At 70.0% G+C, this 26484-nt stretch carries 30 protein-coding genes and 1 pseudogene; 10 read left to right on the top strand and 21 right to left on the bottom strand.

What is annotated here, in order from left to right; genetic code table 11:
- Window positions 1-287: 287 nt before the first annotated feature.
- The 3 genes from GVL03_RS07680 (at window position 288) to GVL03_RS07670 (ending at window position 3563) form a co-directional block, all read left to right on the top strand.
- On the top strand, window positions 288-1592 hold the full coding sequence (locus GVL03_RS07680; RefSeq protein ID WP_159500404.1) for a glycine betaine/L-proline ABC transporter ATP-binding protein: 1305 nt from the start codon (window positions 288-290) through the stop codon (window positions 1590-1592).
- On the top strand, window positions 1589-2530 hold the full coding sequence (locus tag GVL03_RS07675) for a proline/glycine betaine ABC transporter permease (RefSeq protein ID WP_159500403.1): 942 nt from the start codon (window positions 1589-1591) through the stop codon (window positions 2528-2530). Before GVL03_RS07680 ends, GVL03_RS07675 begins: the two co-directional genes overlap by 4 nt.
- Window positions 2531-2666: 136 nt before the next feature.
- Window positions 2667-3563 (top strand): glycine betaine ABC transporter substrate-binding protein, encoded by an 897-nt coding sequence (locus GVL03_RS07670; protein ID WP_159500402.1) that lies wholly within the window; start codon window positions 2667-2669, stop codon window positions 3561-3563.
- A gap of 135 nt (window positions 3564-3698) precedes the next feature.
- Here GVL03_RS07670 and GVL03_RS07665 read toward each other — a convergent pair whose 3' ends face one another.
- Complete coding sequence (locus tag GVL03_RS07665; RefSeq protein WP_159500401.1) at window positions 3699-4340, bottom strand: TetR/AcrR family transcriptional regulator; 642 nt, start codon at window positions 4338-4340, stop codon at window positions 3699-3701.
- Window positions 4341-4402: 62 nt separating this feature from the next.
- Here GVL03_RS07665 and GVL03_RS07660 point away from each other — a divergent pair, with 62 nt between their 5' ends.
- The gene (locus GVL03_RS07660) at window positions 4403-5269 is read left to right on the top strand and encodes an oxygenase MpaB family protein (protein ID WP_235038067.1); all 867 of its coding nucleotides are present in this window, start codon (window positions 4403-4405) and stop codon (window positions 5267-5269) included.
- A gap of 146 nt (window positions 5270-5415) precedes the next feature.
- Here the strand turns inward: GVL03_RS07660 and GVL03_RS07655 are convergent, their stop codons facing one another.
- From GVL03_RS07655 to purL, 3 genes are all read right to left on the bottom strand, one after another.
- Window positions 5416-6456, bottom strand: coding sequence for a hypothetical protein (locus tag GVL03_RS07655; RefSeq protein WP_159500400.1), 1041 nt, complete (start codon window positions 6454-6456; stop codon window positions 5416-5418).
- Window positions 6457-6730: 274 nt separating this feature from the next.
- Window positions 6731-6862 (bottom strand): hypothetical protein, encoded by a 132-nt coding sequence (locus GVL03_RS22605; protein WP_306770318.1) that lies wholly within the window; start codon window positions 6860-6862, stop codon window positions 6731-6733.
- A 46-nt stretch (window positions 6863-6908) separates the two neighbouring features.
- The gene (purL, locus tag GVL03_RS07650) at window positions 6909-9257 is read right to left on the bottom strand and encodes a phosphoribosylformylglycinamidine synthase subunit PurL (protein WP_200847093.1); all 2349 of its coding nucleotides are present in this window, start codon (window positions 9255-9257) and stop codon (window positions 6909-6911) included.
- A gap of 587 nt (window positions 9258-9844) precedes the next feature.
- Between purL and GVL03_RS07645 the strand changes: the two genes are divergently transcribed.
- Together GVL03_RS07645 and GVL03_RS07640 are read left to right on the top strand one after the other, a co-directional pair.
- A complete protein-coding gene (locus tag GVL03_RS07645) occupies window positions 9845-10102 on the top strand; it encodes a type II toxin-antitoxin system Phd/YefM family antitoxin (RefSeq protein WP_159500399.1) in 258 nt (85 codons plus the stop codon).
- A complete protein-coding gene (locus tag GVL03_RS07640) occupies window positions 10093-10491 on the top strand; it encodes a type II toxin-antitoxin system VapC family toxin (protein ID WP_159500398.1) in 399 nt (132 codons plus the stop codon). Before GVL03_RS07645 ends, GVL03_RS07640 begins: the two co-directional genes overlap by 10 nt.
- Window positions 10492-10663: 172 nt before the next feature.
- Here GVL03_RS07640 and GVL03_RS07635 read toward each other — a convergent pair.
- The 4 genes and pseudogenes from GVL03_RS07635 to GVL03_RS07620 all read right to left on the bottom strand — a co-directional run.
- Window positions 10664-11217: pseudogene (locus tag GVL03_RS07635) on the bottom strand (RtcB family protein); the annotation flags it as partial.
- A 185-nt stretch (window positions 11218-11402) separates the two neighbouring features.
- Window positions 11403-11837 (bottom strand): PIN domain-containing protein, encoded by a 435-nt coding sequence (locus GVL03_RS07630; protein ID WP_159500397.1) that lies wholly within the window; start codon window positions 11835-11837, stop codon window positions 11403-11405.
- Window positions 11834-12040, bottom strand: a complete 207-nt coding sequence (locus GVL03_RS07625) for a type II toxin-antitoxin system VapB family antitoxin (protein ID WP_159500396.1) — start codon at window positions 12038-12040, stop codon at window positions 11834-11836. Before GVL03_RS07625 ends, GVL03_RS07630 begins: the two co-directional genes overlap by 4 nt.
- 645 nt (window positions 12041-12685) lie before the next feature.
- On the bottom strand, window positions 12686-13000 hold the full coding sequence (locus GVL03_RS07620; RefSeq protein ID WP_159500395.1) for a hypothetical protein: 315 nt from the start codon (window positions 12998-13000) through the stop codon (window positions 12686-12688).
- 133 nt (window positions 13001-13133) lie between these two features.
- Between GVL03_RS07620 and GVL03_RS07615 the strand changes: the two genes are divergently transcribed.
- Both GVL03_RS07615 and GVL03_RS07610 read left to right on the top strand, forming a co-directional pair.
- Window positions 13134-13472, top strand: coding sequence for a helix-turn-helix transcriptional regulator (locus tag GVL03_RS07615; RefSeq protein WP_159500394.1), 339 nt, complete (start codon window positions 13134-13136; stop codon window positions 13470-13472).
- A gap of 128 nt (window positions 13473-13600) precedes the next feature.
- A complete protein-coding gene (locus tag GVL03_RS07610) occupies window positions 13601-14578 on the top strand; it encodes an SRPBCC family protein (protein WP_159500393.1) in 978 nt (325 codons plus the stop codon).
- Between the two features lie 167 nt (window positions 14579-14745).
- Here the strand turns inward: GVL03_RS07610 and GVL03_RS07605 are convergent, their stop codons facing one another.
- The 10 genes from GVL03_RS07605 to GVL03_RS07560 all read right to left on the bottom strand — a co-directional run bounded on the left by GVL03_RS07605 (window position 14746) and on the right by GVL03_RS07560 (window position 19338).
- Entirely contained in the window at window positions 14746-15099 is a 354-nt protein-coding gene (locus tag GVL03_RS07605; protein ID WP_159500392.1) for a hypothetical protein, read from the bottom strand.
- Window positions 15096-15716, bottom strand: a complete 621-nt coding sequence (locus tag GVL03_RS07600; protein ID WP_159500391.1) for a hypothetical protein — start codon at window positions 15714-15716, stop codon at window positions 15096-15098. Before GVL03_RS07600 ends, GVL03_RS07605 begins: the two co-directional genes overlap by 4 nt.
- Window positions 15713-16279: an RNA polymerase sigma factor gene (locus GVL03_RS07595; RefSeq protein ID WP_159500390.1), complete on the bottom strand. Its 567-nt coding sequence runs from the start codon at window positions 16277-16279 to the stop codon at window positions 15713-15715. Before GVL03_RS07595 ends, GVL03_RS07600 begins: the two co-directional genes overlap by 4 nt.
- Before the next feature lie 123 nt (window positions 16280-16402).
- The gene (locus tag GVL03_RS07590) at window positions 16403-16669 is read right to left on the bottom strand and encodes a GlsB/YeaQ/YmgE family stress response membrane protein (RefSeq protein WP_159500389.1); all 267 of its coding nucleotides are present in this window, start codon (window positions 16667-16669) and stop codon (window positions 16403-16405) included.
- Between the two features lie 77 nt (window positions 16670-16746).
- Window positions 16747-16920, bottom strand: a complete 174-nt coding sequence (locus GVL03_RS07585) for a CsbD family protein (protein ID WP_159500388.1) — start codon at window positions 16918-16920, stop codon at window positions 16747-16749.
- Between the two features lie 147 nt (window positions 16921-17067).
- Window positions 17068-17685: a hypothetical protein gene (locus GVL03_RS07580; RefSeq protein WP_159500387.1), complete on the bottom strand. Its 618-nt coding sequence runs from the start codon at window positions 17683-17685 to the stop codon at window positions 17068-17070.
- The gene (locus GVL03_RS07575) at window positions 17682-18266 is read right to left on the bottom strand and encodes a DNA/RNA endonuclease G (protein WP_159500386.1); all 585 of its coding nucleotides are present in this window, start codon (window positions 18264-18266) and stop codon (window positions 17682-17684) included. Before GVL03_RS07575 ends, GVL03_RS07580 begins: the two co-directional genes overlap by 4 nt.
- Window positions 18267-18644, bottom strand: coding sequence for an NTP pyrophosphohydrolase (locus GVL03_RS07570; RefSeq protein ID WP_235038066.1), 378 nt, complete (start codon window positions 18642-18644; stop codon window positions 18267-18269).
- 5 nt (window positions 18645-18649) lie between these two features.
- A complete protein-coding gene (locus GVL03_RS07565; protein WP_159500384.1) occupies window positions 18650-18841 on the bottom strand; it encodes a DUF2273 domain-containing protein in 192 nt (63 codons plus the stop codon).
- The gene (locus tag GVL03_RS07560; RefSeq protein ID WP_159500383.1) at window positions 18838-19338 is read right to left on the bottom strand and encodes an Asp23/Gls24 family envelope stress response protein; all 501 of its coding nucleotides are present in this window, start codon (window positions 19336-19338) and stop codon (window positions 18838-18840) included. Before GVL03_RS07560 ends, GVL03_RS07565 begins: the two co-directional genes overlap by 4 nt.
- 631 nt (window positions 19339-19969) lie before the next feature.
- Here GVL03_RS07560 and GVL03_RS07555 point away from each other — a divergent pair.
- A complete protein-coding gene (locus GVL03_RS07555; protein ID WP_159500382.1) occupies window positions 19970-21487 on the top strand; it encodes a DEAD/DEAH box helicase in 1518 nt (505 codons plus the stop codon).
- A gap of 114 nt (window positions 21488-21601) precedes the next feature.
- Here the strand turns inward: GVL03_RS07555 and sufU are convergent, their stop codons facing one another.
- The 3 genes from sufU to GVL03_RS07540 form a co-directional block, all read right to left on the bottom strand.
- The gene (sufU, locus tag GVL03_RS07550) at window positions 21602-22066 is read right to left on the bottom strand and encodes a Fe-S cluster assembly sulfur transfer protein SufU (RefSeq protein WP_159500381.1); all 465 of its coding nucleotides are present in this window, start codon (window positions 22064-22066) and stop codon (window positions 21602-21604) included.
- On the bottom strand, window positions 22063-23349 hold the full coding sequence (locus GVL03_RS07545) for an aminotransferase class V-fold PLP-dependent enzyme (protein WP_200847092.1): 1287 nt from the start codon (window positions 23347-23349) through the stop codon (window positions 22063-22065). Before GVL03_RS07545 ends, sufU begins: the two co-directional genes overlap by 4 nt.
- A gap of 116 nt (window positions 23350-23465) precedes the next feature.
- Window positions 23466-25688 carry an APC family permease gene (locus GVL03_RS07540; RefSeq protein WP_200847097.1) on the bottom strand — a complete coding sequence of 741 codons (2223 nt, stop codon included), beginning with the start codon at window positions 25686-25688 and terminating at the stop codon, window positions 23466-23468.
- 79 nt (window positions 25689-25767) lie between these two features.
- Here GVL03_RS07540 and GVL03_RS07535 point away from each other — a divergent pair, with 79 nt between their 5' ends.
- Complete coding sequence (locus tag GVL03_RS07535) at window positions 25768-26469, top strand: Pr6Pr family membrane protein (RefSeq protein ID WP_159500379.1); 702 nt, start codon at window positions 25768-25770, stop codon at window positions 26467-26469.
- The last annotated feature ends 15 nt before the right edge of the window (window positions 26470-26484 follow it).

Below are 26484 nucleotides of genomic sequence, written 5' to 3'. Positions count from 1 at the left end.
CGGCCTTCCGGGCTCGCGCGGGCGCCGCGGAGGAGGTGAGACGGGGCGGCCTCGATTTGCCAGTCCCGGTGAAGGCATGAAACGTTAGGTGAGGCCCGTCACCGGGCCGACGACCAGTCCGCGCTCGCGTGCCGCCCCTGGGGCCTGTGCAGAGCGAGCGTATGGTCGGCGACCTTGCCCGGGCCGGATGCCCGGTGCCCGAGCGTTGCACCTCCCGATGCAACGCGTGTGGTCGTCACCCGGGCGTGACCGATGCAGCCTGTGCACCGGACTGCCGAGGTAACACAGTGACCGTCGCACACGCGATAGAAGCGAAGAACCTGTTCAAGGTATTCGGGAAGAACCCGAAGTCCGTCATCGAGGGCCTGAGGGCCGGCAAGACCCGCGCAGACCTCGCCGACCGCGGAACCGCGGCGGTCATCGACGCGAGCTTCACGGTCGATCCCGGTGAGATCTTCGTCATCATGGGACTGTCGGGCTCGGGCAAGTCGACCATCATCCGGATGCTGAACGGCCTGCTGCCGCCGTCGTCCGGCGAGGTGCTCGTGCAGGGGCAGAGCGTCACCCGCGCGTCCGCGGCGGAGCTGCGCCGCATCCGTCGCTCCTCGGTGTCGATGGTGTTCCAGCACTTCGCCCTGCTGCCGCACCGCACCGTGCTCGACAACGCCGCGTACGCGCTCGAGATCCAGGGCGTCGCCCGCGAGGAGCGGCGCGAACGCGCCCGCGAGATCCTCGGCAAGGTCGGCCTCGGCGACCGCGTCGACGCCGAGCCCTCCGAGCTCTCCGGCGGGATGCGGCAGCGCGTGGGCCTCGCCCGCGCCCTGACCTCGGGCACCGACATCCTGCTGATGGACGAGGCGTTCTCCGCGCTCGACCCCCTCATCCGCCGGGAGATGCAGGAGCAGCTGATCGAGCTGCAGCACGAGCTCGGCCGCACGATCGTGTTCATCACCCACGACCTCAACGAGGCCATGTTCCTCGGAGACCGCATCGCGGTGATGCGCGACGGCCGGATCGTGCAGAACGGCACGCCCGAGCAGATCCTCACCGACCCCGCGAACGACTATGTCGCCCAGTTCGTGCAGGACGTCGACCGGGCGCGCGTGCTGACCGCCGCATCCGTCATGGAACCGCCGCACGCCACCTCGCCGGTGTCCGCCGGGATGCGCGGAGCGCTGCGCATCATGCGCGACCTGCAGGTCGGCGCGGTCTGCGTGCTCGAGAACCGTCGCTACCTCGGGGTCGTCACCGACCGCGCCGTGATCCGCGCGGTCAAGGCGGGCGAGACGGATCTTCGCAGCATCGTGCAGCACCTCCAGCCGGTCGTGCGACCCGACGACCCGCTGACGGACGTGGTCGAACGCTCCGTCGAGAGCCCCGTTCCCGTCGCGGTCGTCGACGATCGGGACCGCCTCGTCGGCGTCATCCCCCGCGTGACGCTCCTCGCGGCGCTCGGCAACGTGCCGGCCGTGACCCGCGAGAACCCGATCGTGGAGATCCCGGCCACGGTTCCGGCCAGCGTCATCACGCAGACCCTCGCCGACGCGGATGCAGCCGAACCCGCCGCATCCACGGACGGAGGTGCGCGATGAACGATCTGTTCCGCCTTCCCCTCGGCGACGTCGTCGAGACGATCGTCCGCTTTCTGATCGACGCCCTGGGCTGGTTCTTCGACGGCATCAGCGCCGTGTTCGACAGCCTCTACGGCGGACTCGACTGGGTGCTCTCTACGCCCCCGTTCTGGGTGATCGGCATCGCGCTGGCCGCGCTGGCCTACCTCGCCAAAGGATGGGGACTCGCGATCGGCACGGTCCTCGGCGTGCTGCTGATCGTCAGCGTGAACCAGTGGGGCAACGCGATGGACTCCCTCGCGCTCGTCATCATCGCCTCGGCGGTGGCCGTCGCGATCGCCCTGCCCCTCGGCATCTGGGCGGCGCGCAACGACACGGTCTCGCAGATCCTCCGCCCGATCCTCGACTTCCTGCAGACGATGCCCGCCTTCGTGTACCTGATCCCGGCGCTCATCATGTTCGGCGTCGGCGTCGTGCCCGGCATCGTGGCCACGATCGTGTTCGCCCTCGCGCCCGGCGTGCGACTGACCGAGCTCGGCATCCGCGGTGTCGATGCCGAGGTCGTCGAGGCGGGGCACGCCTTCGGCGCGACGCCCGGCCGCATCCTGCGTCAGATCCAGCTGCCCCTGGCCCTGCCCAGCATCATGGCGGGCGTCAACCAGGTGATCATGCTGAGCCTGTCGATGGTCGTCATCGCCGGCATGGTGGGCGCCGGCGGACTCGGCGGTCAGGTGGTGGCGAGTCTCAGCCGGATCGACATCTCCCTGGGCGTCGAGGCGGGCGTCTCGGTCGTGATCCTCGCGATGATCCTCGACCGGCTCACCTCGGGCCTCGCCACCCGCGGGGGCCGCGCCTCGCGCCGCTCAGCCTCACGCGCGGACAGCGCGAAGAAGGCCGCATCCGCCGGGGAGGCGGTAGCGGTCGGCAAAGCCCGACCCGCCGCCGGCGGCTTCTCCTGAACGATACCCGGACGGATGCGGCCCTGCATCAGTCCCCCACAGACCCGGCGGGCTCATCCCTCGCCGGAGGTGCGCCGGACGGTGCGCCTGCAACCGAACTGGTCCGTGCACAGCACACGGATGGAGAGGACAGAAGATGACCAAGAGGAACGCACTCACCGCAGGAATCGGTCTCGTCGGCGTCGCCGCGCTCGCCCTGACCGGATGCGCCGGAGGCGGGGACTCCGCATCCGATGATGCCGCCGGCGACCGCCCGATCACGATCGCCGTGTTCAACGGCTGGGACGAGGGCATCGCCGCGTCGGAGCTCTGGAAGCACGTGCTCGAGGAGCAGGGCTACGAGGTCGAGCTCGAATACGCCGACCCGGCCGCCGTCTACACGGGCCTCGCGCGTGGCGACTACGATCTGACGCTCGACACCTGGCTGCCGCTGACGCACGCCCAGTACCTCGACACCTATGGCGACGACCTGGTCGACCTCGGGGCCTGGAACGACGAGGCGAAGCTCACCATCGCGGTGAACGAGGACGCCCCGATCGACTCGCTCACGGAGCTCGCCGAGAACGCCGACCTGTTCGGCAACAGGCTCGTCGGCATCGAGGCGGGCGCGGGTCTGACCCAGGTCACCGAGGAGGCGGTCATCCCCGGCTACGGCCTCGAGGGCCTGGACTTCGTCACCTCGTCGACGCCTGCGATGCTCACCGCGCTGGAGTCCGCGATCGATGCCGGCGACGACATCGCGGTGACGCTCTGGCGCCCGCACTGGGCGTACAACGCCTTCCCGATCAAGGACCTCGAGGACCCGGACGGGCTGCTCGGCGACGCCGAGGGCATCCACACCGTCACCTCGACGGCGTTCGCGGAGGACTTCCTCGAGGTGAGCGAGTGGCTCGCGAACTTCCGGATGGACAACGAGATGCTGTACTCGCTCGAGGACGTCATGTTCAACGAGTACGACGGCGACGACTACGAGACGGTCGTGGCCGACTGGGTCGCGCAGAACCAGGAGTGGGCCGACGCCCTGACCTCCTGAGCGCGCGACTCGGTGACGCGGGCCATCTGCGTCACCGATTCGTGGCCCTCAGCCGCCGCCGTGGAGTTCTCCGCGGCGGCGGCTGCCGTATGTGGGGAGATCCGCGGCGCGGCGGCCTGACTTGCTGCGGCGAGGTCAGCGACCGCCCGCACCCCCGCCGGCGATGGTGGCGAAGTTTCCGAGGGCGTCCTCGAACGCCCGCTCGGTGGTCTCGACATCCCCTTCACCCTCGAGGTCGGTGATGAGTGCCATGAACGCGCCGACCGCCAGCGACACCGTGAGTGATGCTTCACGATCCAGGGGGATGTCGGCGACTGCACGCCGGGAGGGATTCGTGCGCAGCCACTGTGCGAGACAGGTGACGAGCTCGGCCGTCAAAGAGAGGAATGGCGCGAGGATCAAGGGCTGCGAGTCGGGCTGCTCGATGATGAGTCGATTGCGCCCCGCGGCCACCTCGGCATTGATGTGCGCGTGTCCGATCGACGCGACGATCACGCGGTAGGCGGCGAGCACCAGAGGGACGTCGTGCGAGGCGTCGAGCACCGATGCGGCGATGGGCGCCGGTGCCAGGCGGAGAGGGCGCCCGAACAGTGCGGCTTCGCGCGAGGGCATGTAGTTGAAGAACGTGCTGCGGGAGACGTCTGCCCGCGCGCAGACGTCGGCGATGGTCACAGTGCCATGCCCGCGCTCGAGTGCGAGTTCGACGGCGGCGCGTTCGATCGCGTTCTCGGTGGCGCGCTTCTTTCGTTCGCGCAATCCCGACTCGCTGCCCGTCATTCCCCCAGTGTAGACGTTGGATATAGTCTAACTTTGGACTACGTCTACATCTGGAGGTATCTGTGACCTTTGCTGATCGCGCCGCGCGCGGTGCATCGGACACGCTTCGTGCCGACGACGGCTATTTCGGCCCCGGAAGCGTCTCGTGGCGGGTGTTCGCCGACCCGGTGGCGAAGCTGGGCGGCATGGCCGCCCTCCTGCTTCAGGCGCTGAACCCCTACATGATGCGGTTGTTCTACCATGCGACCGCCTCTCACAACGATGCCGCTGGACGCGACGAGCGCACGGGCAGGTACTTCGACACGGTGGTCTTCGGCGACCGAGCGCACGCGGATGCCGCCGCCGCATCCGTTCGTCGTATGCATGCCCACGCGGCGTGGGACGATCCTCACTCGGGGCAGATCCTGCGCGCCGACAATCCGGAGTGGCTGGCGTGGACGCACAACACGTTCGTGTACGCGCTCGTCCTCGCGTGCGAAGCGTTCGGGGTGCCGCTCACGGCCGAGGAGAAGGACCGCTTCGTCATCGAACAGCACGCGGCGGCTCGACTGATCGGCATCGAGGACGATGCGTTGCTCCCCTCGACCTTCGCGGAGCTCGTGCAGTACGTCGACGCACAGAGGGGGTGGCTGTCGCTGTCGATCGAGGCCGCCGAAGTCACTCGCGGGCTGCGGAAGCCATCGTTGCGCGGCAACCCGATCGCGGTGTGGAGCGTCGTGATCGTGCAGGACGGCGTGCTGTCGCTGCTACCCGACTGGGCGAGATTGCTCTACGGCATCGAGGGGCGCCCGATGAATCTGCGCGCCGCGGCGCGCACCACGCGACGTCTCATGGGTCTCGCCCGCCGGTCGCGGGGGTACTCCGCGTTGATCTCCGATGCCGTCACACGCGTTGACGACCATCCCTACCGCAAGGTTCGCAGCCGCTGATCTCGTGACGGACGGCGCTGGGGGGCGCCACGAGAATGGCGAGCGACGGGGGTGCCCTCATGCAGCGGAGGGCACCCCGGGCGGATTCCGAGGGCTCCTCGTACACTCCCTGCGCTCTCGTGCTGGAGCGTATTGGTGCCGGTGGGTCAGCGAGCCTCGGGTGGACGCGATTCGCGTCGTGGTACCGGCCAGAGGGGCGGCCGTACGGGTTCGGGATACGGTTTGGGTTTGGGTTTGGGAGCCGGGCCGGGTTCGGCTTTGGCTTCGGCTGAGTCCGCCGCCGCGCCGGGTCCGGGCGTTGGACCGCCGGATGCAGACGTGCGCGGGGGAGACGCGGCACCGGTGGGCGGGGTGCCTGCGGCGCCGTCGCCCTTCGCCGGGTTCGTGCGGGCGGCTGCCCACGTGGTCACACTCTCGGTCACCCACGTCGTGACTCGTTCGGTGGCGCGCGCCGCGAGGTCCTCGACGGTCGACGGCGGCGGCGCTGCATTCGATCGGGAGCGCTCCGCGCCGCGTCGTCCCGAGGCGCGCATCGCCGCATCCTCCGCATGTTCGAACGCCGCCCCGAGAGCGTGCACGCTCGATCGGTACGCGGCGAACCGCTCGGGTGTCATCCGCGCCGTCGGCGACGTGGGGCGAAGCCACTGGGCGTTGCGCTGGGAATCCAGGAAGGCGGCGGTCGTGGGGTCGTGCGGATCGCTCATCTGGGGAAAGGCGATGGTCGTCTCGACATCGGTCTCGTACTCGAGCCAGCGGGCGAGGATCGCATCGTGCTCGCGGACGAGGCGTTCGAGCGGCGTGCCGTCGGCCTTCGAGGTGGCGGAGAGGTGAGTCCGTTCGGCGCGCACGCGGTTGCGGCTCGCCTTGAGCTCCAGCGAGGCCGACTTCTGCGCCTGCTTCGCGAGCTGCAGCTGACGCCGCGCCTCCGCGACGCTCGGAACACCGGGCGAGGGGGCGCCGTTCCTGGCCTGCGCCGAGAGCACCTGCGCCTGAGCCGCGCGGGTCTGCGCACGCGCCGACGTCAGGGCCCGCGCGGCGGCACCCTCCTCATAGCGGGCGGCATCGAGTGCCAGCCGACGCGCGCGGCGCCGCCCGGTCGTCAGCCCGGCGTATCCGATGGCGCCGAGGCCTACGGTCGTCGGCGCGGTCCACCACCATACGGCGAGGAACTCGAGAAGGGGCTCCACCCCCTCATGCTACGCGCGCCCCCTGACAGCGAGCCGGTCCTCCCGCCTCTCCGCGCGCCGCTGGTCAGGCCCCGACTACCGCGAGACAGCATCTTCTACCGCGAGACAGCATCTTCGCGCCGAGACAGAGGGGTAACCCCACGGTCTCGGCGCGAAGATCCCGTCTCGCGGGTCCATGCTCGGGTCGGGACGCTGCTCGGGCTGGGACGCCGCTCGGGCTCGGACCGAGGTCCAGGCTGGAACTCGGGCCGGGTCGGAGCCGAACGGGCGCGAATCAGCCGAAGAGCAGGGCGAGCACCGTGGAGCCGCCGCCCACCAGGACGAGGGCGATGATCACGATCCAGGCGGTGATCTTCATCCGCGCCTGGCGCTTCTGGCCGTAGAGGTCGTCCTCGTCGTCGCTCATTCGTGCACCTCCCGTGCGCCTTGGCCGTCGGATGCGGAACGCCCGCTCACGCGATGGTCTCCGTCACGGTCGGGCCGAAGACGGCGGGAAGCGTCGCGGTGGCGCGTTCGCGCAGCTCGGCGAGCGGCACCGTGAACAGGCCCTGCACCTCGAGGGCGGGCTCGTCGCCGTCCGCCGCCGAGTCGGTCACGCCGATGCGCAGCACCGGGTAGCCGCGGCCGTCGCAGAGTCCGCGGAACTTGACATCCTCCTCGCGGGGGACGGTCACGAGCACGCGGCCGGTCGACTCGGAGAACAGGGCGGATGCCGCATCCACGCCGTCGCGTTCGATGATCTCGGTGAGCCACACCCGGGCGCCGACACCGAAGCGCAGCACGCCCTCGGCGAGGGACTGGCCGAGGCCGCCCTCGGAGAGATCGTGGGCGCTCGAGATCAGACCCTGATCGGATGCGGCGCGCAGCAGCTGTCCGAGCCGCTTCTCGGCGGTGAGATCGACCGCCGGCGGCAGACCGCCGAGGTGGCCGTGCACGACCTCGGCCCAGGCCGAGCCGCTCAGCTCGTTCGCCGTGACGCCGAGCAGATAGATGTTCTCGCCGGCATCCTGCCATCCGCTCGGGATGCGGCGCGCGACGTCGTCGATGATCCCGAGGACGCCGACGACCGGAGTGGGATGGATGGGGGTGTCGCCGGTCTGGTTGTAGAAGCTGACGTTTCCGCCGGTGACGGGCACGCCGAGCTCGAGGCAGCCGTCGGAGAGCCCCTCGACCGCCCGCGAGAACTGCCACATGACCTCCGGGTTCTCCGGGCTGCCGAAGTTCAGGCAGTCGGTCACGGCGGTCGGCGTCGCGCCGGTGACGGCGACGTTCCGGTACGCCTCGGCGAGGGCGAGCTTCGCGCCCTCGTAAGGGTCGAGCTGGCAGAAGCGGCCGTTGCAGTCGGTCGCGATCGCGAACCCCAGGCCGGAGCCCTCGTCGACGCGGATCATCCCGGCGTCGTCGGGGAAGCTCAGCGCCGTGTTGCCCATGACGTAGTAGTCGTACTGGTTCGTGATCCACGACGTGTCGGCGAGGTTCGGGCTCGAGAGCACCCGCGTGAACTGGTCGCGCAGCGAGTCGCCGTCGGTGGGGCGCGGGAGGGCGGATGCGGAGTCCGCCTGCAGCGCGTCGATCCAGGTCGGGTACGCCACGGGGCGTTCGTAGACGGGGCCGTCGACCGCGACCGTCGAGGGATCGACGTCCACGATCCGCTCGCCGTGCCAGAAGATCTGGAGGCGGCCGTCGCCGGTGACCTCGCCGAGCACGCTCGTCTCGACCTCCCACTTGCCGACCACGGCGAGGAACGCGTCGAGCTTCTCGGGCGCGACGATCGCCATCATGCGCTCCTGGCTCTCGCTCATGAGGATCTCCTCGGGCGTGAGCGAGGGGTCGCGCAGCAGCACCCTCTCGAGATCGACCCGCATGCCGCTGCCACCGTTCGCGGCCAGCTCGCTCGTCGCGCACGAGATGCCGGCGGCGCCGAGATCCTGGATGGCCTCGACGAGCTCGTCGCGGTACAGCTCGAGGCAGCACTCGATGAGCACCTTCTCGGCGAACGGGTCGCCGACCTGCACGGCGGGGCGCTTGGTGGGTCCGCCGTCGGCGAAGGTGTCGGAGGCGAGGATCGACGCGCCGCCGATGCCGTCGCCGCCGGTGCGCGCGCCGAAGAGCACGACCTTGTTGCCGGGACCGGCGGCGTTCGCGAGCTTGAGGTCCTCGTGGCGGAGCACGCCCACCGCGAGGGCGTTGACGAGCGGATTGCCCTGGTAGACGCCGTCGAAGACGGTCTCGCCGCCGATGTTCGGCAGTCCCAGGCAGTTGGCGTAGAACGAGATGCCGCTGGTCACGCCGTGGACGACCCGGGGGGTGTCCGGATGGTCGATCGCACCGAAGCGCAGCTGGTCCATGACCGCGACCGGGCGCGCACCCATCGAGATGATGTCGCGGACGATGCCGCCGACGCCGGTCGCGGCCCCCTGGAACGGCTCGATGTAGCTCGGGTGGTTGTGCGACTCGACCTTGAAGGTGACGGCCCAGCCCTCGCCGACGTCGACGACGCCCGCGTTCTGCCCCATCCCGACCATGAGCCGGGTCTTCATCTCGTCGGAGACCTTCTGGCCGAACTGGCGTAGGTAGATCTTGCTGGACTTGTAGGAGCAGTGCTCGCTCCACATGACCGAGTACATCGCCAGCTCGCCGCTGGTGGGGCGGCGCCCGAGGATGCTCTTGATCTGCGCGTACTCGTCGGCCTTGAGGCCGAGGGCGGCATAGGGCTGCTCGCGCTCGGGGGTCGCGACGGCGTTCTCGACGGTGTCGGCGGCGGGACGCACCGGGGTGCTCTGCGAAGTGGGGGTGGTCACGCGGCTGAACTCCAGGAATCACGGGGGCCGGACGTGGCCAGTCTAGTTGGGCCGGCCTCCGCAGGCTGCGTAGCCTGGACAGCATGATCTCGGTCGAGATCAGATTGCGGCGATCGATGGCGCGGGCTGATCGTCCCCGCCGACTCGGCGCGGCGCTCGTCCTGGCGGCGGTCGCGCTGGGGGGCTGCTCCGCCCCGCCGTCGGCAGAGCCCACGACGCCTCCGTCGGAGCCGACTCCGCTCCCTCCCGATGAAGGCGGCCCGATCGATCTCGTGGGCCTGTGGCGCGTGACGGATGTGGCGGGCGAGACGCCCGAGACGTGGTTGTGGTTGGACGCCGGCGAACTCCGGCTGTGGCGGGAGTGCGGGATGATCTTCGGGTCGTGGAGCGCGGGACGCGCGGCGGCTGGCGGGCTTCGACGGCGGCGAGCTCGTCCTGCTCGAAGACTCTGCCGAGGAGCTGGGCCGGCTCATACGGGCTGATGCGAACTCTCCCGCGAGGCGGCCACCACCCCGGTGCGTGGCCCGAAGCGCCCCCGACTCGGAAGCGTCCCTACAGCTAGCCAGGAAGCTGGCTAGAATGATCGCATGTCCGCGTACAACATCCTCGAAGCGCGCAACAACCTCTCCCGGCTGGTCGCGTCGGTCGAGTCCGGGGCAGAGGTGACGCTCATGCGGCGCGGCAAGCCGGTCGCGAAGATCGTCCCCGTCGATCGGCCTCATACCGGGTGGACCGGCCAGCAGTTCGCGGAGTGGCTCGCGGCTCACCCTCTCCCGCCCGGAGCGGGTCGTACCGCAGAGCAGATCGATACCGACCTCGCGCACGAGCGATCCTCGTGGAGCTGATCTACCTCGATACCTGCCTCCTCATCTACGCGCTCGAAGAGCAGGGGTGGATCGGCGCGACAGCCCGTCGGAGGCTCGGCGAGCTGACCGCGCCGGCGGCGATAAGTCCACTCGTCGTCCATGAGTGCCTCGTCAAGCCGTTCCGCGACGACGATCACCTCCTGCTGGATCGCTACCTCACGGCGTTCAACGAGCTCACTCTGCTCGAGATCGGCCTCGATGCCTACGTCCATGCCTCGCGACTCAGAGCAGCCACCGGCATGCGCACCCCCGATGCCCTGCATCTCGCCGTCGCCAAACTCGCCGGCTGCAGCGCGCTGTGGACGAACGACAGGCGGCTGACCGCCGCATCCGGCGATTTCGCCGTCGACGTCATCGGCGGGGAGTAGCTCAAGACGAACACCGAAGAGCCGACGACCAGGGAGGGCACGGACATCGCCGCATGCCAGGGGTGCCGACAGCATCGCGCTGCCGGAACCCTTGCCTCAGTCGCCCTTCACGTTGACGAGCTGCCGCAGCGTGTGCCGCACCGATACGAGGTCGGCAGCGTCCGCCATCACCGATGTGGTGCGTGGCGATCTTGTTGCCGACGCCCCGCGATCCCGAGTGGAGGAACATCCAGACCCGGTCGAACTCGTCGACCGACGCCTCGATGAAGTGGTTGCCGGATCCGAGCGAACCCAGCTGCAGTCGCCAGTGGCCGGTGTAGGAGGCGGGATCGAATCGGGATGCGGCGGCGAGGCTCTTGAGCTCGGCGATTCGCGGCTCGGCGGTCGCGACGACCCTCCGGTTGTCGTGCCCCGCCGACAGCGGCACGGCGCGCTCGATCGCCTCGCGCAGCGGAGCGAGGTCACGATCGGCGAGCTCAGAGCGGCCGAACTGGGTGCGCACGGCGATCATGCCGCATCCATGTCGACGCTGACCGCCGCCGGCACGATGGCGCCGAGGGTGGGGATGACCGAGCCGACCGTCGCGCCCATTCTGAGGTGCGGGTCGGGCATGAGTGCGATGTGCGGGTAGATGAACGGCATGCGCGATGAGGCGAGTGCCTGCTCGACGGTCTTGTCGTCGATCAGGCTCGCCCACGAGAGCAGCCGGGCGGAGAGCTTCTCCATGTCCTCTTTCCTTGGTGGGGGTGGACCTGCCCGGTCCGGGTGTCCCTCCCCGCGGAAAGAGAACAGCAGACCCCACGGCCGCAGGCGGTCAACCGCCCGACCGTAGCGGCTGATCTCAGACGAGGTCCCGCAGGCGCAGGACGCCGCCGAGACGGAGCATTGCCCGGATGCGCGAGGGGTACGTCTCAGTCCGCGGTACCTCGGGGCACGATCCACTGGGAGCGGAACCCGGGTTCGACGGCGGCGACATGGTCGAAGTCGGCGTCATAGTGGACGACGATCACGGGTCGCGCAAGGCTTGAGTGGTACACGGCCGTCGCGGAGATCTGCAGGTCGCTCACGCCGACGGCCCGCCCGATTCCCGCGGCGAACAGCGCGGCCTGGATGCGCAGCGCCACCTCGGCGACCCCGGGATGAGGAGGAAGAATCACCTTCGCGCGGGATTCCAGGTCGATCAGACGCTCGTAGTCAGGCGCGGAGCGCGCCGAATAGCCTGCCTCGAGCAGCGTCGGAAGGCACGTCGCGATGTCGCCGGTCTCGCGCAGCACGTCCCAGGCCTCGCGAACCCTCGGCTTGGCGAGTCGCTGGATGACCGAGTTGTCGACGAGGAACAGCGTCACCGCTGAGCCGACCGGATCACCTCGGGATCGGAGAGGTCCTCGATGGTGCCGGAGGTGACGAACTCGGCGTAGTCGTCGAGCTCGAGGCGACGGACCATTCCTTTCAGCGCGGCGGCGACGACACCCTTCTTCGTGGCGATGCCCGAGAGCGCCTGGGCGCGCGCGAGCACCGCGTCATCGATGTCGATCAGAGTCTTGCCCATGCGGCCACCCTTTCCGTCCATATATCCTAAGGCGATCCAGAGTATATACCCTGCGTGCCGCCTCACACTTCACGCGGATGTCGCGCTTCACACGGACGTCGTCTGTCGGAATCGGTGCGGGATGACACCAAGCGTCGCGTTGGCGGGCCACAAAGAGGGTGACTCGAGCCATCCTTGTCGTGACACTCTCCTGACATCGGCGCTCGCCTCCGTCAGCGAGGAGCATGTCGCACGAGGCGGGGTATCGAAGTCTGCATAGCCGGTAGGCCATTCGAAGAGCGAGCAGTCACGGCTCCGCCGCCGCGCTGAACTACGGGATCGCTCGCGTGGCCACCGCGGCGTTTACTATCGGGGCGCTGTCGCCCAGGGCAACCTACTCCCGGGGCGGACATCACGGTGCAGGGGCCAGCTCCAGCCGGCGCTTTGACACTCTGAACGAGGTCGACACGTTCGATGAGCACGCAGACGGCTCGCTCGTCGCCGTTTCCGAGAACGAGCGCCTGAGCGTGACGGTGGACCCTGCCGCCGGCCCCGACGTCATGCTGGAGACGAGCTCGTACGCTCCCGTGACGATCTCGAATGCACTTCCTGGTGATGTCGCGCCATCGCAGACGGAGGAACCGCGGTCTTTGAGAGCGACGACTCCTACTCGGTCGGGGGACGGCCCCTACTCGGATCCTCTCGAGCTGGCAGACCCGGCCGATGAGCCATAGACCACGGCGTGTTCACCACAGAGATGCCGCCCGCGCTCTCGGTGAAGCACTCCATCAGTCCCGACAACGGAGTCACCGGTGGGGGCAGAGATCCTTCGACGCGGCCGCCGGGGGCCTGGTCGGCGTCGTGGTTGGCGAGGGCGCGGAACACGCTGGAGTCTCCGACGCCGGGGGCGTGGGCGATCTTGGCCACGCTGTCGCCGTTGTCGCGCATCGCGACCGCAGCGGCGATCCGCTCCGGTGTCATCACGGCAGCAGCAACATCTCGTGCAGCGACCAATCTGTCCGGTGCAGCAGAAAGCCCGTTAGTGCAACGAGAACCCGTTCCCGACGATCGTCGCGCTTGTCTCGCACCGACTGCGATGCTAACGTACAACCAAATGGTTGTACATATGGAACTCAGCGACGGTGAGGTGGACCGGATCTTCCGGGCGCTCGCCGATCGCACGCGTCGCGACATCCTGCGGCGCACCCTGCAGGCCGAGCAGTCGGTCTCCGCGCTCGCCGCCGCCTACGACGTCTCGTTCGCCGCCGTGCAGAAGCACGTCGCGGTGCTCGAGGCGGCGCAGCTCGTCGTCAAGCGCGCCGAAGGGCGGGAGCGTCTCGTGCGCGCCCACCCCGACACGATCGCCCGCGCGCGGCGTCTGCTCGGCGAGTACGAGCGGATGTGGCGCGCCCGCATCGACCGCCTCGACGAGCTGCTCGCCGAGGACCCCTGATCGGAGGCGGTGCGCACCGCATCCGATCGATCGGATCCGTGGGTCGATCCACTCGACACAACTCCATCGATTCCACCTGCACGACACCGAACCATCCGACCGCCCCATCCGCTCGAAGGAGTCAGGACATGCCCGTCACCGACATCACCACCGACGCCGAGACGCTCACGATGACGCTCGTGGGCGACTTCGATGCCCCGGCGCCGCGCCTGTGGCGCGCGTTCACCGACCCGCGTCAGCTCGAGCGGTTCTGGGGACCACCCGGATGGCCCGCCACCTTCTCGTGCTTCGACTTCGAGGTCGGCGGCCGCGCGGACTACGCCATGACCAGCCCGCAGGGCGAGAGCTCCCGCGGCGCCTGGGAGTTCCTGCGCATCGACCCCGAGTCGGGCTTCGAGGTCCTCGACGCCTTCGTCGGCGAGGACGGCGAGCGGATCGAAGGCATGCCGGCGATGCGCATGACCTTCTCGTTCGAGGGCACCGACAGCGGCTCGCGCCTGACGAGCGTCACCTACTTCACCTCGGCCGAGGCGCTCGAGCAGGTCGTCGCGATGGGCGCGGTCGAGGGATCGACGCTCGCCATCAACCAGCTCGACGCGGTGCTCGCCGACCTTCGCGACTACGCGCAGGGCAAGGGCACGCGCACCGAGCTTCTCAGCGATCAGCACGTGCGCATCACCCGGCTCGTCGATGGTCCACGCGTGCTCGTGTGGCGCGCCCACACCGAGCCGGAGCTCATGCGGCAATGGCTGCTCGGACCCGACGGATGGCGCATGACCGTGTGCGAGATCGACCCGACCCCGGGCGGCCGCTACCGCTACGCATGGGCGCCCGACGACGAGGCCCTGGGCGAGCCCTTCGGCTTCGACGGCGAGACGCTGCTCATCGAGCCCGTGCAGAGGATGGTGACCACCGAGCACATGACCGGCACCGACTACCCGCCCACGACGAACGACCTGTCGCTCTACGAGGAGGACGGCGTGACCCTCGTCACGACCCTCATCGAGTACCCCGACAAGGAGACCCGCGACCTCGTGCTCGCGACCGGCATGACCGACGGGATGGAGACGAGCTACGCCCGGCTCGAGCGGGTGCTCATCGCCTGAGGCGCCGCCCGGGCAGGTGTTCAGGCCCCGAGCGGACTCACCGTCGATCACGTCCGGGCGCTGCAGGCCGAGGGGTTCGACGAGCTGTCGATCCTCCGTGAGACCGAGGAGGCGGCGAGAGCCGCAGACCTCGAACGCCGATCACGATCGGCCGGGCTCGTGCCGGCTCACTCCGTCGCCCCGCCGGTGTCGTCGACGTGAACGACGGTGATGCGGATCTCCGCGGATCCGTCACGCTGCTGCGAGGTCAAGGCCTCGATCGCGGCATGAACGCGGTGGGCGGTCTCCACCGCTCCCGCCGATGCGAGCACGCCGATCGCGACCTCCACGCGAAAACCCTCCGGTGCCTGCTCGATGCGCACCAGGGGCGCGTCATCGTCGCGGAGCCCGAGCAGACGCGCTCCCGCATCGACGACCTTCGACGCCGTGCTGCCGGTGCGGAAGATCGTGGTCACGCCCGGGACGGCGAGGATCGCGGTCTCGATGTCTGCGGCGAGCAGCAGCTCGGGCGACGTGGTCATCGGTCCTCCCCTGTCAGGTCCGGGAACTGCTGGATGTCGTGCACGGCGATGTCGACCCCGGCCACATTCAGGTCGGTGTGCGCGTCGATACGCGAGGCGATCTCCGCGCGGAGGCGGTCCACCTGGCGCGGGATCGGGATGCTGAACGGGACGCTGACCTCGATCCGGATCCGGATCGGTGCGCCCGGCTCGGTGACATCCCCGTCGAGGCGGCACCTGCCGATGAGCACACCGGGTACGGCGTTCTCCGCGGCACGGATCAGCCCTCGGACAGCGCCCTCCGTGATCCCCAGATCCGCGTCCGGTCTCGATGTGGCGATCGGGATGCGGCGGCCCGCTCGCGCGTCGAGCGTGATGCCGGCGAAGATGCTCCGCACCCACCCTTCATCCGGCTCGGGCTCTGCCGCCGTGTCGGCCGCGAGGAGCTCGGGGGTGAGACTGCGCAGGCGCTCCAGCGCCTCCAGCGCGATCCGGCATCCGGCCGACTGATCGATCGACGGTTCGGCGGGGACCCGGCCGCGGTCGAGGTAGTCGGAGAGCTCTTCGATGGTGTGCCCGTCGAGGTCTTCGGGCTCGAGCCCCAGACCGCGCAGGTCGCGGGTGTCGTCGTCGTTCATCGCCACTGCTCCATCCGGACAATGATGTACTTCCGTGCGCGGGCGAGAAGCCCCCGGACCGTCGAGAGAGGGATGTCGAGCTCTTCGGCGATCTCTTCATAGCTGTGGCCGCCGATCTCCCGCAGCACCCAGCACTCCCGCTGGATGTCGGGGAGCTCCTGGAGCGCTTCGCTCAACGCCGCCACTCCGGCTCGGGCTTCCGCTCGCTGCGGGGGTGCGGTGTCGGGCGGTGCGGGCACCTCGACGTCTGCGAGATCCGCATGGGGTCGGGTCGACCGAAGCCGGTCGATGGCCTTACGGCCGGCGATCCGCATCAGCCAGCTCTTCACCTTGCCGGGATCCTCGAGCTTCGGGAGTTGTTCCCACGCGGTGATGAAAGCGTCCTGCAGCACGTCGTCGAGATCCACGGTGCCGGGCAGGATGCGACGGGCATAGGCGCGCATCATGGGCGTGTACCTGCGCACGAGCACCGCGAATGCCGCCGTATCGCCGTCGGCCGCTCGGCCGGCGACGATACGGTCGTCCGCTGCTTCCAGCGGGCTGCGGTATGGATCACCGTTCATCCCTCGTCCCCCTCGTTCGAAGGGGCCCTCTTCGACGAGGGCCGGCGGGAGCCGTCGCCGTCTCCCGCTTCGCCCATCCTCTTCGCTCCATGATCGGATGCCTCGAAGCGTTGTGGGAAACCGTCACCTTCTCGCCCGGCGTCCGGTGATCAGGCCGTAGATCAGCAACACGAGCAGCGAGCCTCCGATGGCGAGCAGCCAGGTGGAGAGCGAGAAGAAGCCCGTCAGGTCGACGTTGAAGATGAGTCCGCCCAGCCAGCCGCCGAGCATCGCACCGACGACTCCGAGCAGCAGTGTGACGAACCAGCCGCCGCCCTGCTTGCCGGGCAGGATGAGTTTCGCGATCGCGCCGGCGATCAGGCCGAGCAGGAGAAAACTGAAGAAGCCCATGAGAGCGTCCTTTCATAGAGAATGTCGAGATGAAGGCGCGGGGCGAGCCGCCCCGGCCCGCCCCGCCCCGCATGGGGTCACTTCTTGAAGATGTCCTTGACGTTCTCGGTCGCGTCCTTGACGTGCCCCTTCGCCTGGTCGGCTTTGCCCTCGGCGACGAGCTCGTCGTTGCCGGTCGCCTTTCCGACGGCCTCCTTGGCCTGACCGGTGACCTTGTCTGCCGCAGCCTTGATCTTGTCTCCCGCACCCATACCGTTCTCCTTTCCTCGTCGGCCCTCGCGGTTCGAGGGCCGTGTCCTTTCAGCGGAGCTGTGCTGCCCCGCGTCGTTCTTCGGCCGGAGTCGTCCGAGCCTCCGCGATGGTCTCGCGTGTGCCCCTGGCCATCCGCCGGAGCCGTGTCACTGCACTCGTGGCTGATCCGCCGCCAGGCGGGCGCGCACGCCGGAGTGGATCGACACGTACGTCGGCGTGTCCCTGTCCGTCAGCGTCGCGAGATTGTCGACCAGCCGTGTCACCGTCGCGGCCACCTCGGCCAGGGACGTGTTCTGCCGGGGCGTGACGCTCACGTGCAGCACATCCGTTCCCCGCACCCGTCGGGCACTCACGCGGGAGGAGAGGATCTCGTCATGCCCGGCGAGGGAGTGCGTGATCGCATCCGACGCGAACTCCTGACGGATGGTCACCGGGCCCTGGGCGCCCTCCGCCGCTTCCACGCGGATCACGGTGCTGCTCCGGCCGCCGCCGAGCCGTGCGATCACGGTCACCGCGATCACGACGACCAGCAGCAGAGCCACGAGCAGCGCCAGGACGAACCAGCTCACCGTCGTCGCATCCGAGATGCGCGTCTGCTCGTCGGCACCGACCATCCACTCCGTCGCCGACGACAGGCCTGCATTCCAGGTGTCCCCGGCGACCGGCCAGGTCACCGCCGTCACTGCAGCCCCGCCGGCGCCGAGGAGGACCAGCCCCACGACGAGCAGGATCATCCGGTTCACGATCCGATTCGTGCCGTTCATGGCGCCTCTCTCGTTTCTGCGCGGTTCTGCACACGCGCCCGCACGCGAATGCTCGGCGACGGCTGATATCCCGCGAGCTCGGCTTCGGCGAGTGAGCGCACCCGCGCCTTGTCGACGATCTGGCCGGGTTCCGGCCGTACGGTGACATCCGCGCCCCGACGGCTGATCCCCACGATGACGCCGTCCTTGGGAAGATCCAGCTCGCGTCGGACGCGTTCGGCGACTGCGGAGGCGATCACCCCGTTGTCGACGACGACGGCGTGCGGGGACACCTCCAGGCGGTGCTTCGACAGCCGCCCGGGACTGAGCGCGAGCCAGACGAGCACAGCGCCGATCAGAGCCACCACCACGGCCGCCGCGATGACGACGGATGAGGGCTGGGCGCCGGGCAGTCCGGCCAGCCAGGCGAGCGCGGCGCCCGGCGTCACCAGGAACGGCGCGAGGCCCAGCAGGTGCAGGACGATCTCGGCGCCCGCGTACACCGCGATCGCGGCGATGAGCACGAGCACGATCACGGTCGCGATCGTGCGCGGCGAATGCGTCTCACGGCGCACCACTCTCTTCAGCACCGAAGCCGACATCTACCTCACCCTCCTTCGTTCCGGAATGAGCGCGCCCGTCACCGTGAACGAGACCCGACGGATCTCCCGCCCGGTCAAGCGGGCGAACTCGCCGGCGAGCATGCTCTGCGCCTGGCGTACCCGGTCGAGCAGCGGGGTCTCCGCACGGATCGCCTCGGTATCGTCCAGGTCGGGGATGGGCAGTCTCGCCGCGACCCGCACGGCGAGACCACCACCCCACTCGGCCACTTCGACATGCACATCGTCCCGAGGGACGCCGATGGTGACCGCTGATGCCTCCCGAACGACCTTCTCGATGACCCGCTGGCGTACCCGCACCCCGCCGCGCACCTCCGGTGCGGCGTCGGGAACCCGGCGCACGGGGGATTCGACGGTCATCGCGTTCATGACGACGTGCGCCGCCCGGTGAACACGCCGGCCAGGGCGCGCAGGTCGAGCTGCCCCGAGACGATCCGTCCGACGAGCGCGCCGATGCCCATCAGAAGGGCGAAGAGCAGGAAGCCCCAGAACCCGAACACCAGCAGTGCGAACGCCAGGATCGCGCCGATCAGCGCACCCGAGAGCGTCGTGCTCATGAGACGCGGGACTCGGTGTCGTCGTCGGCGTCGTCGCTCGGCAGGTGCACGTCGTTCACGTCCACATTCACCTCCACCACCTGCAGGCCGACCAGGCGGGTGATCGCCTCAGTCACCGAGGACCGCACGTTCTCCGCGACCTCCTGCACCGGAGCCGGATACTCCACCACGATCGTGATGTCGGCCGCGGCCTGGGTCTCGCCGACGTCGACCTTCACACCCTGCGTCAGGTCCGTCGCGTTGACCACGTCGCGGAGCGCGCCGAGCGCTCGCGCGCCGCCGCCGCCCAGGGCGTAGACGCCCGGAACCTCGCGGGCGGCGATACCGGCCACCTTCGCGACCACGCCGTCCGCGATCGTCGTACGACCCGCAGCCGAACCATCCGTCGCAGGACGCGGAGTCGAAGGCGCCCGGTCCACGCGCGACGCTGTCGCAGAAGTCCGTGTCACCGGCACGCCGGCCTCGGCAGCAGTCGCGTTCGTCTCATCCGTAGCCATCAGAACTACCTCCACAATCACCGGCGCGACCCGGGTGGCCGCACCATTTCGACGAGCGAAAGGATCGCTCTACACATGAGACGGTGCTCGTCGGCGAAATGTCACGAATTCGGTCGGGCGAGACATCACGGCCTGTTCTGTGCCGGGATGGCGCCATGATCCTGGGAGGGCGATAGTTTTCTCAGGCGCCATGTCAGGACACAGGCGCCATCGCGACCGGGCGCCGGCTCTACGGGCACCGGGTCCACGGGCGCCGGTTCCGCGCCGGGTCGCGCGACGGTTCCGCGCCGGGCGCCGGGTCCACGGGCGCCGGTTCCACGGGCGCCGGGCGCCGGTTCCGCGCCGGGTCGCGCGACGGCGTGAGAGCGCACGGGTGGTGTCGCTGGCCGGGATGATCCCAGGGTCGGCGCGGGGACGTGAGAGCGCAGGCGTGGTGCTCCCGGGCGCTCGGTGTGATCCGAGGCGAGCGGGCGATGATAGGGTTGAGCCGCGCCCACGGGCGCTGCGTCGTCGATACGCTTCCGGCTCTCCTGCAGCCGCGGAATTTCTCGAGCGGCGAACCGGCGCGGGATCCCCCGCCGTCGCCCCACCTCAGCGGTCAAGACCGACCGCGTCACCCGAAAGCACATCTATGCCTTCCTTCCTCGACCTCGGCGTGCCCGCACGCCTGGCCCGCGTCCTCGCCGAGACCGGCAAGAGCGAGCCGTTCCCCATCCAGACCGGAACCCTCCCCGACTCCCTTGCCGGGCGCGACGTGCTCGGCCGTGGCCGCACCGGCAGCGGCAAGACCCTCGCGTTCGCGCTCCCGCTCGTCGCCCGCCTCGAGGGCCGTCGCAGCACGGCCGGGCACCCGCGCGGCCTCGTGCTCGCCCCGACTCGCGAGCTCGCGACGCAGATCGCGGCGACCCTCCTCCCGCTGGCGGATGCCGCGGGCCTGCGCGTCACCACCGTCTTCGGCGGCGTCAGCCAGAGGCCGCAGGAGCAGGCACTCCGCTCCGGCGTCGACATCGTCGTGGCCTGCCCGGGCCGGCTCGACGACCTCATGAAGCAGAAGGTCGTGCACCTCGACCGCGTCGAGATCACCGTGCTCGACGAGGCCGACCACATGGCCGACCTCGGGTTCCTCCCGGTCGTGACCCGCATCCTCGCGGCGACGCCGCGCGGCGGACAGCGGATGCTGTTCAGCGCCACCCTCGACCGCGGCGTCGACGGGCTCGTCCGCAAGTTCCTGCAGAACGAGGTGCGCCACGAGGTCGACGAGTCGAGCGTGCCCGCAGCTGCCATGACCCACCGCGTGTTCCAGGTGAACGACGACGCGAAGAACGATCTCGTGCGCACCCTCGCCTCGGGCACGGGGCGCCGCATCCTGTTCACGCGCACGAAGCACCAGGCGAAGAAGCTTGCCAAGAAGCTGACCTCCGACGGCATCCCCGCCGTCGACCTGCACGGCAACCTCTCGCAGAACGCCCGTGAGCGCAACCTCGCGGCGTTCGGCGCGGCGGACGCCGACGGCGGCGTCCGCGTGCTGGTGGCGACCGATGTCGCCGCGCGCGGCGTGCACGTCGACAACGTCGAGCTCGTCGTGCACGTCGACCCGCCCGCCGAGCACAAGGCGTACCTGCACCGCTCCGGCCGCACCGCCCGGGCCGGTGCCGAGGGCACGGTCGTGACCGTCGTGCTGCCGTCGCAGAAGCGCGATCTCAGCGACCTGCTCCGCAAGGCCGCCATCACGGCTCCCTTCGAGCCGGTGGATGCGGCGCACCCGGCCGTCGACGAGCTCGTCGGCGAGCGTGCCGCGCACGTGAAGCCTTCCGCCGTCGCAGTGGAGAGCTCCGGTGGATCCGGTTCGGGTCGCTCCGGTGGTTCCGGTCGCTCGGGCTCGGCCGGTGCGGGGCGTGCCGGCGGCTCCGGCCGGTCGGGCGCGGGTCGCTCGGGTGGTGCGGGGCGTGCCGGTGGTTCCGGCCGTTCGGGCGGAGCGGGCGCGGGTCGCTCCGGTGGCCGTCCGGCCGTCGCATCCTCGGGTTCCGCCGTGCGGTACTCGTCGACCACGGGCTCCTCTGCCGCATCCTTCTCGGCCGACACATCGAACGGCGACGGCGCGCGTCGCCGTCGCGGCGGCCGCGGTCGGGTCTCGACCTCCGGCTCCTAGCCCCCGGGCGCTGGGCTCCCAGCACCCGAGAAACCACTTCTGCCCCGGGAAACCACGCCTCGCGGTGTGTCTCGGGGCAGAAGTGGTTTCTCGGGTCGTGCTCCGTGCCCGCGCTCAGGCGCGCGCGAGGGCGTCCTCGAGCGCGACCCAGGCGAGCATCGCGCACTTGACCCGCGCGGTGTACCTGCCGACGCCCGAGAGGGCCGCCGCGTCCGCGAAGGTCTCCTCGTCGAGCTCGATCGCGCCACGTGAGCGCAGGGCCTCCCGGAAACCGCCGATCAACGCCGTCGCCCGTGCGCGCGGCATCCCTCCGTGGTCCTCGGCCGCGTCCGCGACGAGCACCGACAGCATGGACGCGGACGCCTGCGAGATCGAGCAGCCGGCGCCCTCCCACGTGACGTCGCGGATCCGCTCGCCGTCCTCGTCGAGGCGTACGCGCAGCGACACCTCGTCGCCGCAGATCGGGTTGCGCTGGTGCGAGATCGCCGAGCGGCCCTCCTCGCCGGCGAGACCCTTGCCGTGCGGATGCTTCGAGTGGTCGAGGATCAGCTCCTGGTACAGCCCGTCGAGCCCGCTCATGACTCGACCCCGAAGTAGGCGCGCACACCCGCGAGGCCGTCGAGCAGCGCGTCGACGTCGTCCTCGGTCGTGAAGACGGAAGTGGACGCCCGCACCGACGCGGTCAGGCCGAACCGGGCGTGCAGCGGCTTCGCGCAGTGGTGTCCGACGCGGACGGCGACGCCGCGCGCATCGAGGAACTGGCCCACGTCGTGCGCGTGCACGCCCGCGACGTCGAACGCCGCGATGCCGACCCGCTCCGCTCCGGCGGCGTCGCCGAGCAGCCGGACGCCGGGGATCTCGCGGAGTCCTGCCATCATGCGCCGCTCGATCACGCTCTCGTGCGCGTGCACCGCATCCATTCCGAGGCGGTCGAGGTAGCGCACCGCCTCGGCGAGGGCGATCGTCTGCGACACCGGCTGCGTGCCGGCCTCGAACTTCTGCGGCGGCGGCAGGAAGTCCGCCTCGTCGAGGGTGACCGTGGTCACCATCGAGCCTCCGGTGAGGAACGGCGGCAGCGCCTCGAGCACCTCGGTACGGCCGTAGAGCGCGCCGATGCCGAAGGGCCCGAGCATCTTGTGGCCGGAGAACGCGGCGAGGTCGACGCCCAGGGCGGGCAGGTCGAGCGCGAGGTGCGGCGCGGACTGGCAGGCGTCGAGCACCGTCAGCGCGCCCACGGCACGGGCGAGCGCCACGAGATCGGCGACCGGGTTCACGATGCCGAGCACGTTCGAGACGTGCGTGAAGGCCACGACGCGCGTGCGGTCGCCGATGACGGATGCCGCCGCATCCAGGTCGAGCGTTCCGTCGTCCCGCACCGGGATGTGGCGCAGCACCGCGCCGGTGCGTGCGGCGAGCTCCTGCCAGGGGATGAGGTTCGCGTGGTGCTCGGTCTCGGTCACGACGAGCTCGTCGCCCGGATGCAGCGCGAACCGCGTGCTCGCCGGAGCCCCGCGTCCGGCCGTCGCGTTGCCGATCGCGTACGCGACCAGGTTGAGCGCGGCGGTTGCGCCCGAGGTCCAGACGAGGTTCTCGGCCTCGGCGCCGACGAATCCGGCGACCGTCGCCCGCGCGTCCTCGTACAGCTCGGTCGCCTCGGCGGCGAGGGTGTGGGCGCCGCGGTGCACGGCGGAGTTCGCGTGCGTGAGGAACGCGACCTCGGCGTCGATCACCGCGCGCGGCTTCTGGCTCGTCGCCCCCGAGTCGAGGTACACGAGCCGTTCGCCGCCGATCGTCTGCTCGAGGATCGGGAAGTCCGCGCGCAGCGCGGCGGCATCCAGGCGGGGCGTGTCGGCGGTACTCACCCCTCCAGGCTAGTTCGGTCCGGCAGCCCCCGGGGCGCCCGCGGAGTCGCGGGCCGCGAGCGCACGTCCGTGGGCCGCGAGACTGCATGTGCGCGCCGAGACAGCGGGGTAACCCCTCAGTCTCGGCGCTCCGGTGCAGTCTCGCGGGTCCCTCCGCCCGACATCGACCTGCCACCCGACGTCCTGCCACCCGACGCCGACGCCGACCTGCCGCCCGACGCGGTGCCGCCGGCACGCGGGGCCTCGGATGCGGCGGACGGCACGATCGTGAGCGGGCCGGGCGAGGGCGTGTAGGCGTGACCCGCGCGCTCCTGGCCGGGCAGGGGCCGCGACCGGCGGCCGTAGACCAGCTCGGAGGAGTCGAGCAGCCAGGGCACGAGCGTGATCGTCACCCCGTGCACGAGCATCAGCTGGTTCGCCATGCGCCGGGCGCGCCGGTTGTGCAGGAGCGACTCCCACCAGTGCCCCACGATGTACTGCGGCAGGTAGACGGTCACGACCGCCGGCCCGTGCAGCGCGCGGTACTGCTCGATGAAGGCGGTGACGGGCCCGCCGTAGGTTCGGTACGGCGACTCGAGGATGACGAGGGGCACCTGCATCCGGTGCTCCTCCCAGTCCTTCTGCACGGCGTTCGCAGACTCCTTGGTGACGGCGACGTGCAGGCCGACGGTCGTGTCGTGCCTGGCGGCGAGCGCGTAGTCGATCGCCTTCACGACGGGCTTCTGCAGGCGACCGACGAGCACGATCGCCACATCGCCGGTGGCACCGAAACGGGTGCGGTCGTCGAGGGCGATCTCGTGCTCGACGTCGCGGTAGTAGCGGCTCACCCCGATCATCAGCAGCGACAGCACGGGGATCGCCAGGAAGACGAGCCAGGCGCCGTGCGTGAACTTCGTGACGGTGACGATGAGGAACACGGCCGCGGTGAGCCCCGCGCCGATCGAGTTGATGACGAGGCCGGAGACGATCTCGCGCCGATGGAGCCGTGCCGACCTCTGCCGGCGTGCCTCGCCGGGCAGGCTCTTCAGCGCGCGCAGCTCGCGGCGCCAGTGCCGCACCATCCCGATCTGCCCGAGCGAGAACGACACGAAGACGCCGATGATGTACAGCTGGATGAGCGTCGTCAGGTTCGCCTGCGACACGACCAGCACGAGGATCGCCGCGACCCCGAGGATGAGCATGCCGTTCGAGAACACGAGCCGGTCGCCACGGGTGTTCAGGGCCTTCGGGGCGTAGCCGTCGCGGGCGAGCACGGCGCCCAGCAGCGGGAAGCCGTTGAACGCCGTGTTCGCGGCGAGCAGCAGCACGCAGGCGGTCGCCGCCTGGATGACGAAGAACGGAACGGAGCCGGCGCCGAACGTCGCCGCGGCGACCTGCGCCATGAGGCTCGGCTGCGGCTGGTTCGCGCAGTCGAACCCGATGAGATGGCACGGGTTCTCGGCGTAGTGCACGCCCGACACCAGCGCGATGACGGTGAGCCCGGAGAAGAGCAGGATGGCGACGATGCCCATCGCGGTGAGCGTCTTCTGGGCGTTCGCGACCTTCGGGCGGCGGAACGCCGGCACGCCGTTCGACACCGCCTCGACACCGGTCAGGGCGGAGCATCCGCTCGAGAACGCGCGCAGGATCAGCAGGATCACGGCCGCCTGGGTGAGACTCTCGGCCTGCACCTCGTACTGGGCGCTGGAGGCGACGGGCGGGTCGCCGAGGATCCAGCGCACGATGCCGACCACGATCATCACCGCGACCGAGCCGATGAAGACGTACGTCGGCAGCGCGAAGGCCCGCGAGGCCTCGCGCACGCCGCGCAGGTTGACCAGCACGATCAGGACGACGAAGCCCACCGCGAGCTCGACGCGCCAGGGGTTCAGCCCCGGCACGGCCGAGATGATGTTGTCGACCCCGGATGCGACCGACACCGCGACGGTGAGGATGTAGTCGACCAGCAGCGCCGAGGCGACCACGACGGCGGGGATCTCACCGAGGTTCGTCCGCGCGACCTCGTAGTCGCCGCCGCCCGACGGGTACGCCTTGATGAGCTGTCGGTACGAGAGCACCACGACGATCAGGAGCACGACGACCGCCGTAGCGATCCAGGGGCTGAAGGCCAGGAACGACGTCCCGCCGATCAACAGGATCATCAGGAGCTCCTGCGGCGCGTACGCCACGGACGACAGGGCGTCGGACGCGAAGATCGGCAGCGCCATGCGTTTGCGCAGCAGGTGGTCGTCGGCGTCGGAGGACGCGAGCGGGTCGCCGAGCAGCAGGCGTTTCGCGATGGGGGATTCCGGCGCGGGCTCCGCGCTCTCGTTGACCACGAGCGGGGACACTACGCCCATCATGCGCGCGGGCGCAATGGGGTCGACCGGACGCTCTCCGGAGCGTCGCGGAACCGCGACCTCGCCTAGCATCGACCGCATGTACGTGCCGGACCGCCGCCTCGCGCTGGCGTATCGCCTCGCCGCCGCGGTCGTCGTCCTCTGGGGTGTGGGCCGGGTGAGCGGGCTCTTCGACGGCCGCCCGAGCGGGGTGCAGTTCCTCTACTTCACGGTGCTCAGCAACATCCTGTGCCTGACGTGGCTGGTGCTGCTCGCCATCCGGACGATCCGCGATCTGCGTGCCCACGGTCCGAGGGGAGCGTCGACGCCCTCGGCGCGGTTCTCGCTCGCGGTCGTGTTCTCGATCACCGTGACCATGCTCGTCTATCTGATCGTGCTCGTGCCGGAGACGTTCACGCAGGGCAACGGGTACACGCCGTTCACGCTGACCGACAACCTCGTCCACATCGTCGCGCCGTGCCTGCTGATCGGTGACTGGCTGCTGTTCGTGCCGAAGGGGCGGTCACGCTGGTTCGACCCGCTCGCGTGGGCGCTCATCCCGCTCGCGTACGTGGCATTCGCGTTCGTCTACGGCGCGCTGGGCGGCCTCTTCGGCGGCGGCACCCGCTATCCGTATCCGTTCATGGACGTCGATCGCAACGGCGTGGACGGGGTCGTGCTGTGGATCGTGGGACTCACCGCCGCGCTCGAGGTCGTCGCGTTCGCGTACCTCGGCATCGATGCGCTGCTGGGCGCGCTCGGCCGTCGGACGCGCGAGCGCGCGCCGGCCGCTCCCGGCTGAGCCGGGCTCGGCGCA

It is taken from the genome of Microbacterium sp. 18062, assembly GCF_902706225.1.
Taxonomy (GTDB): domain Bacteria; phylum Actinomycetota; class Actinomycetes; order Actinomycetales; family Microbacteriaceae; genus Microbacterium.
The sequence above is the reverse complement of the archived record's forward strand: the minus strand, read 5'-3'. Positions and strand labels throughout refer to the sequence as shown.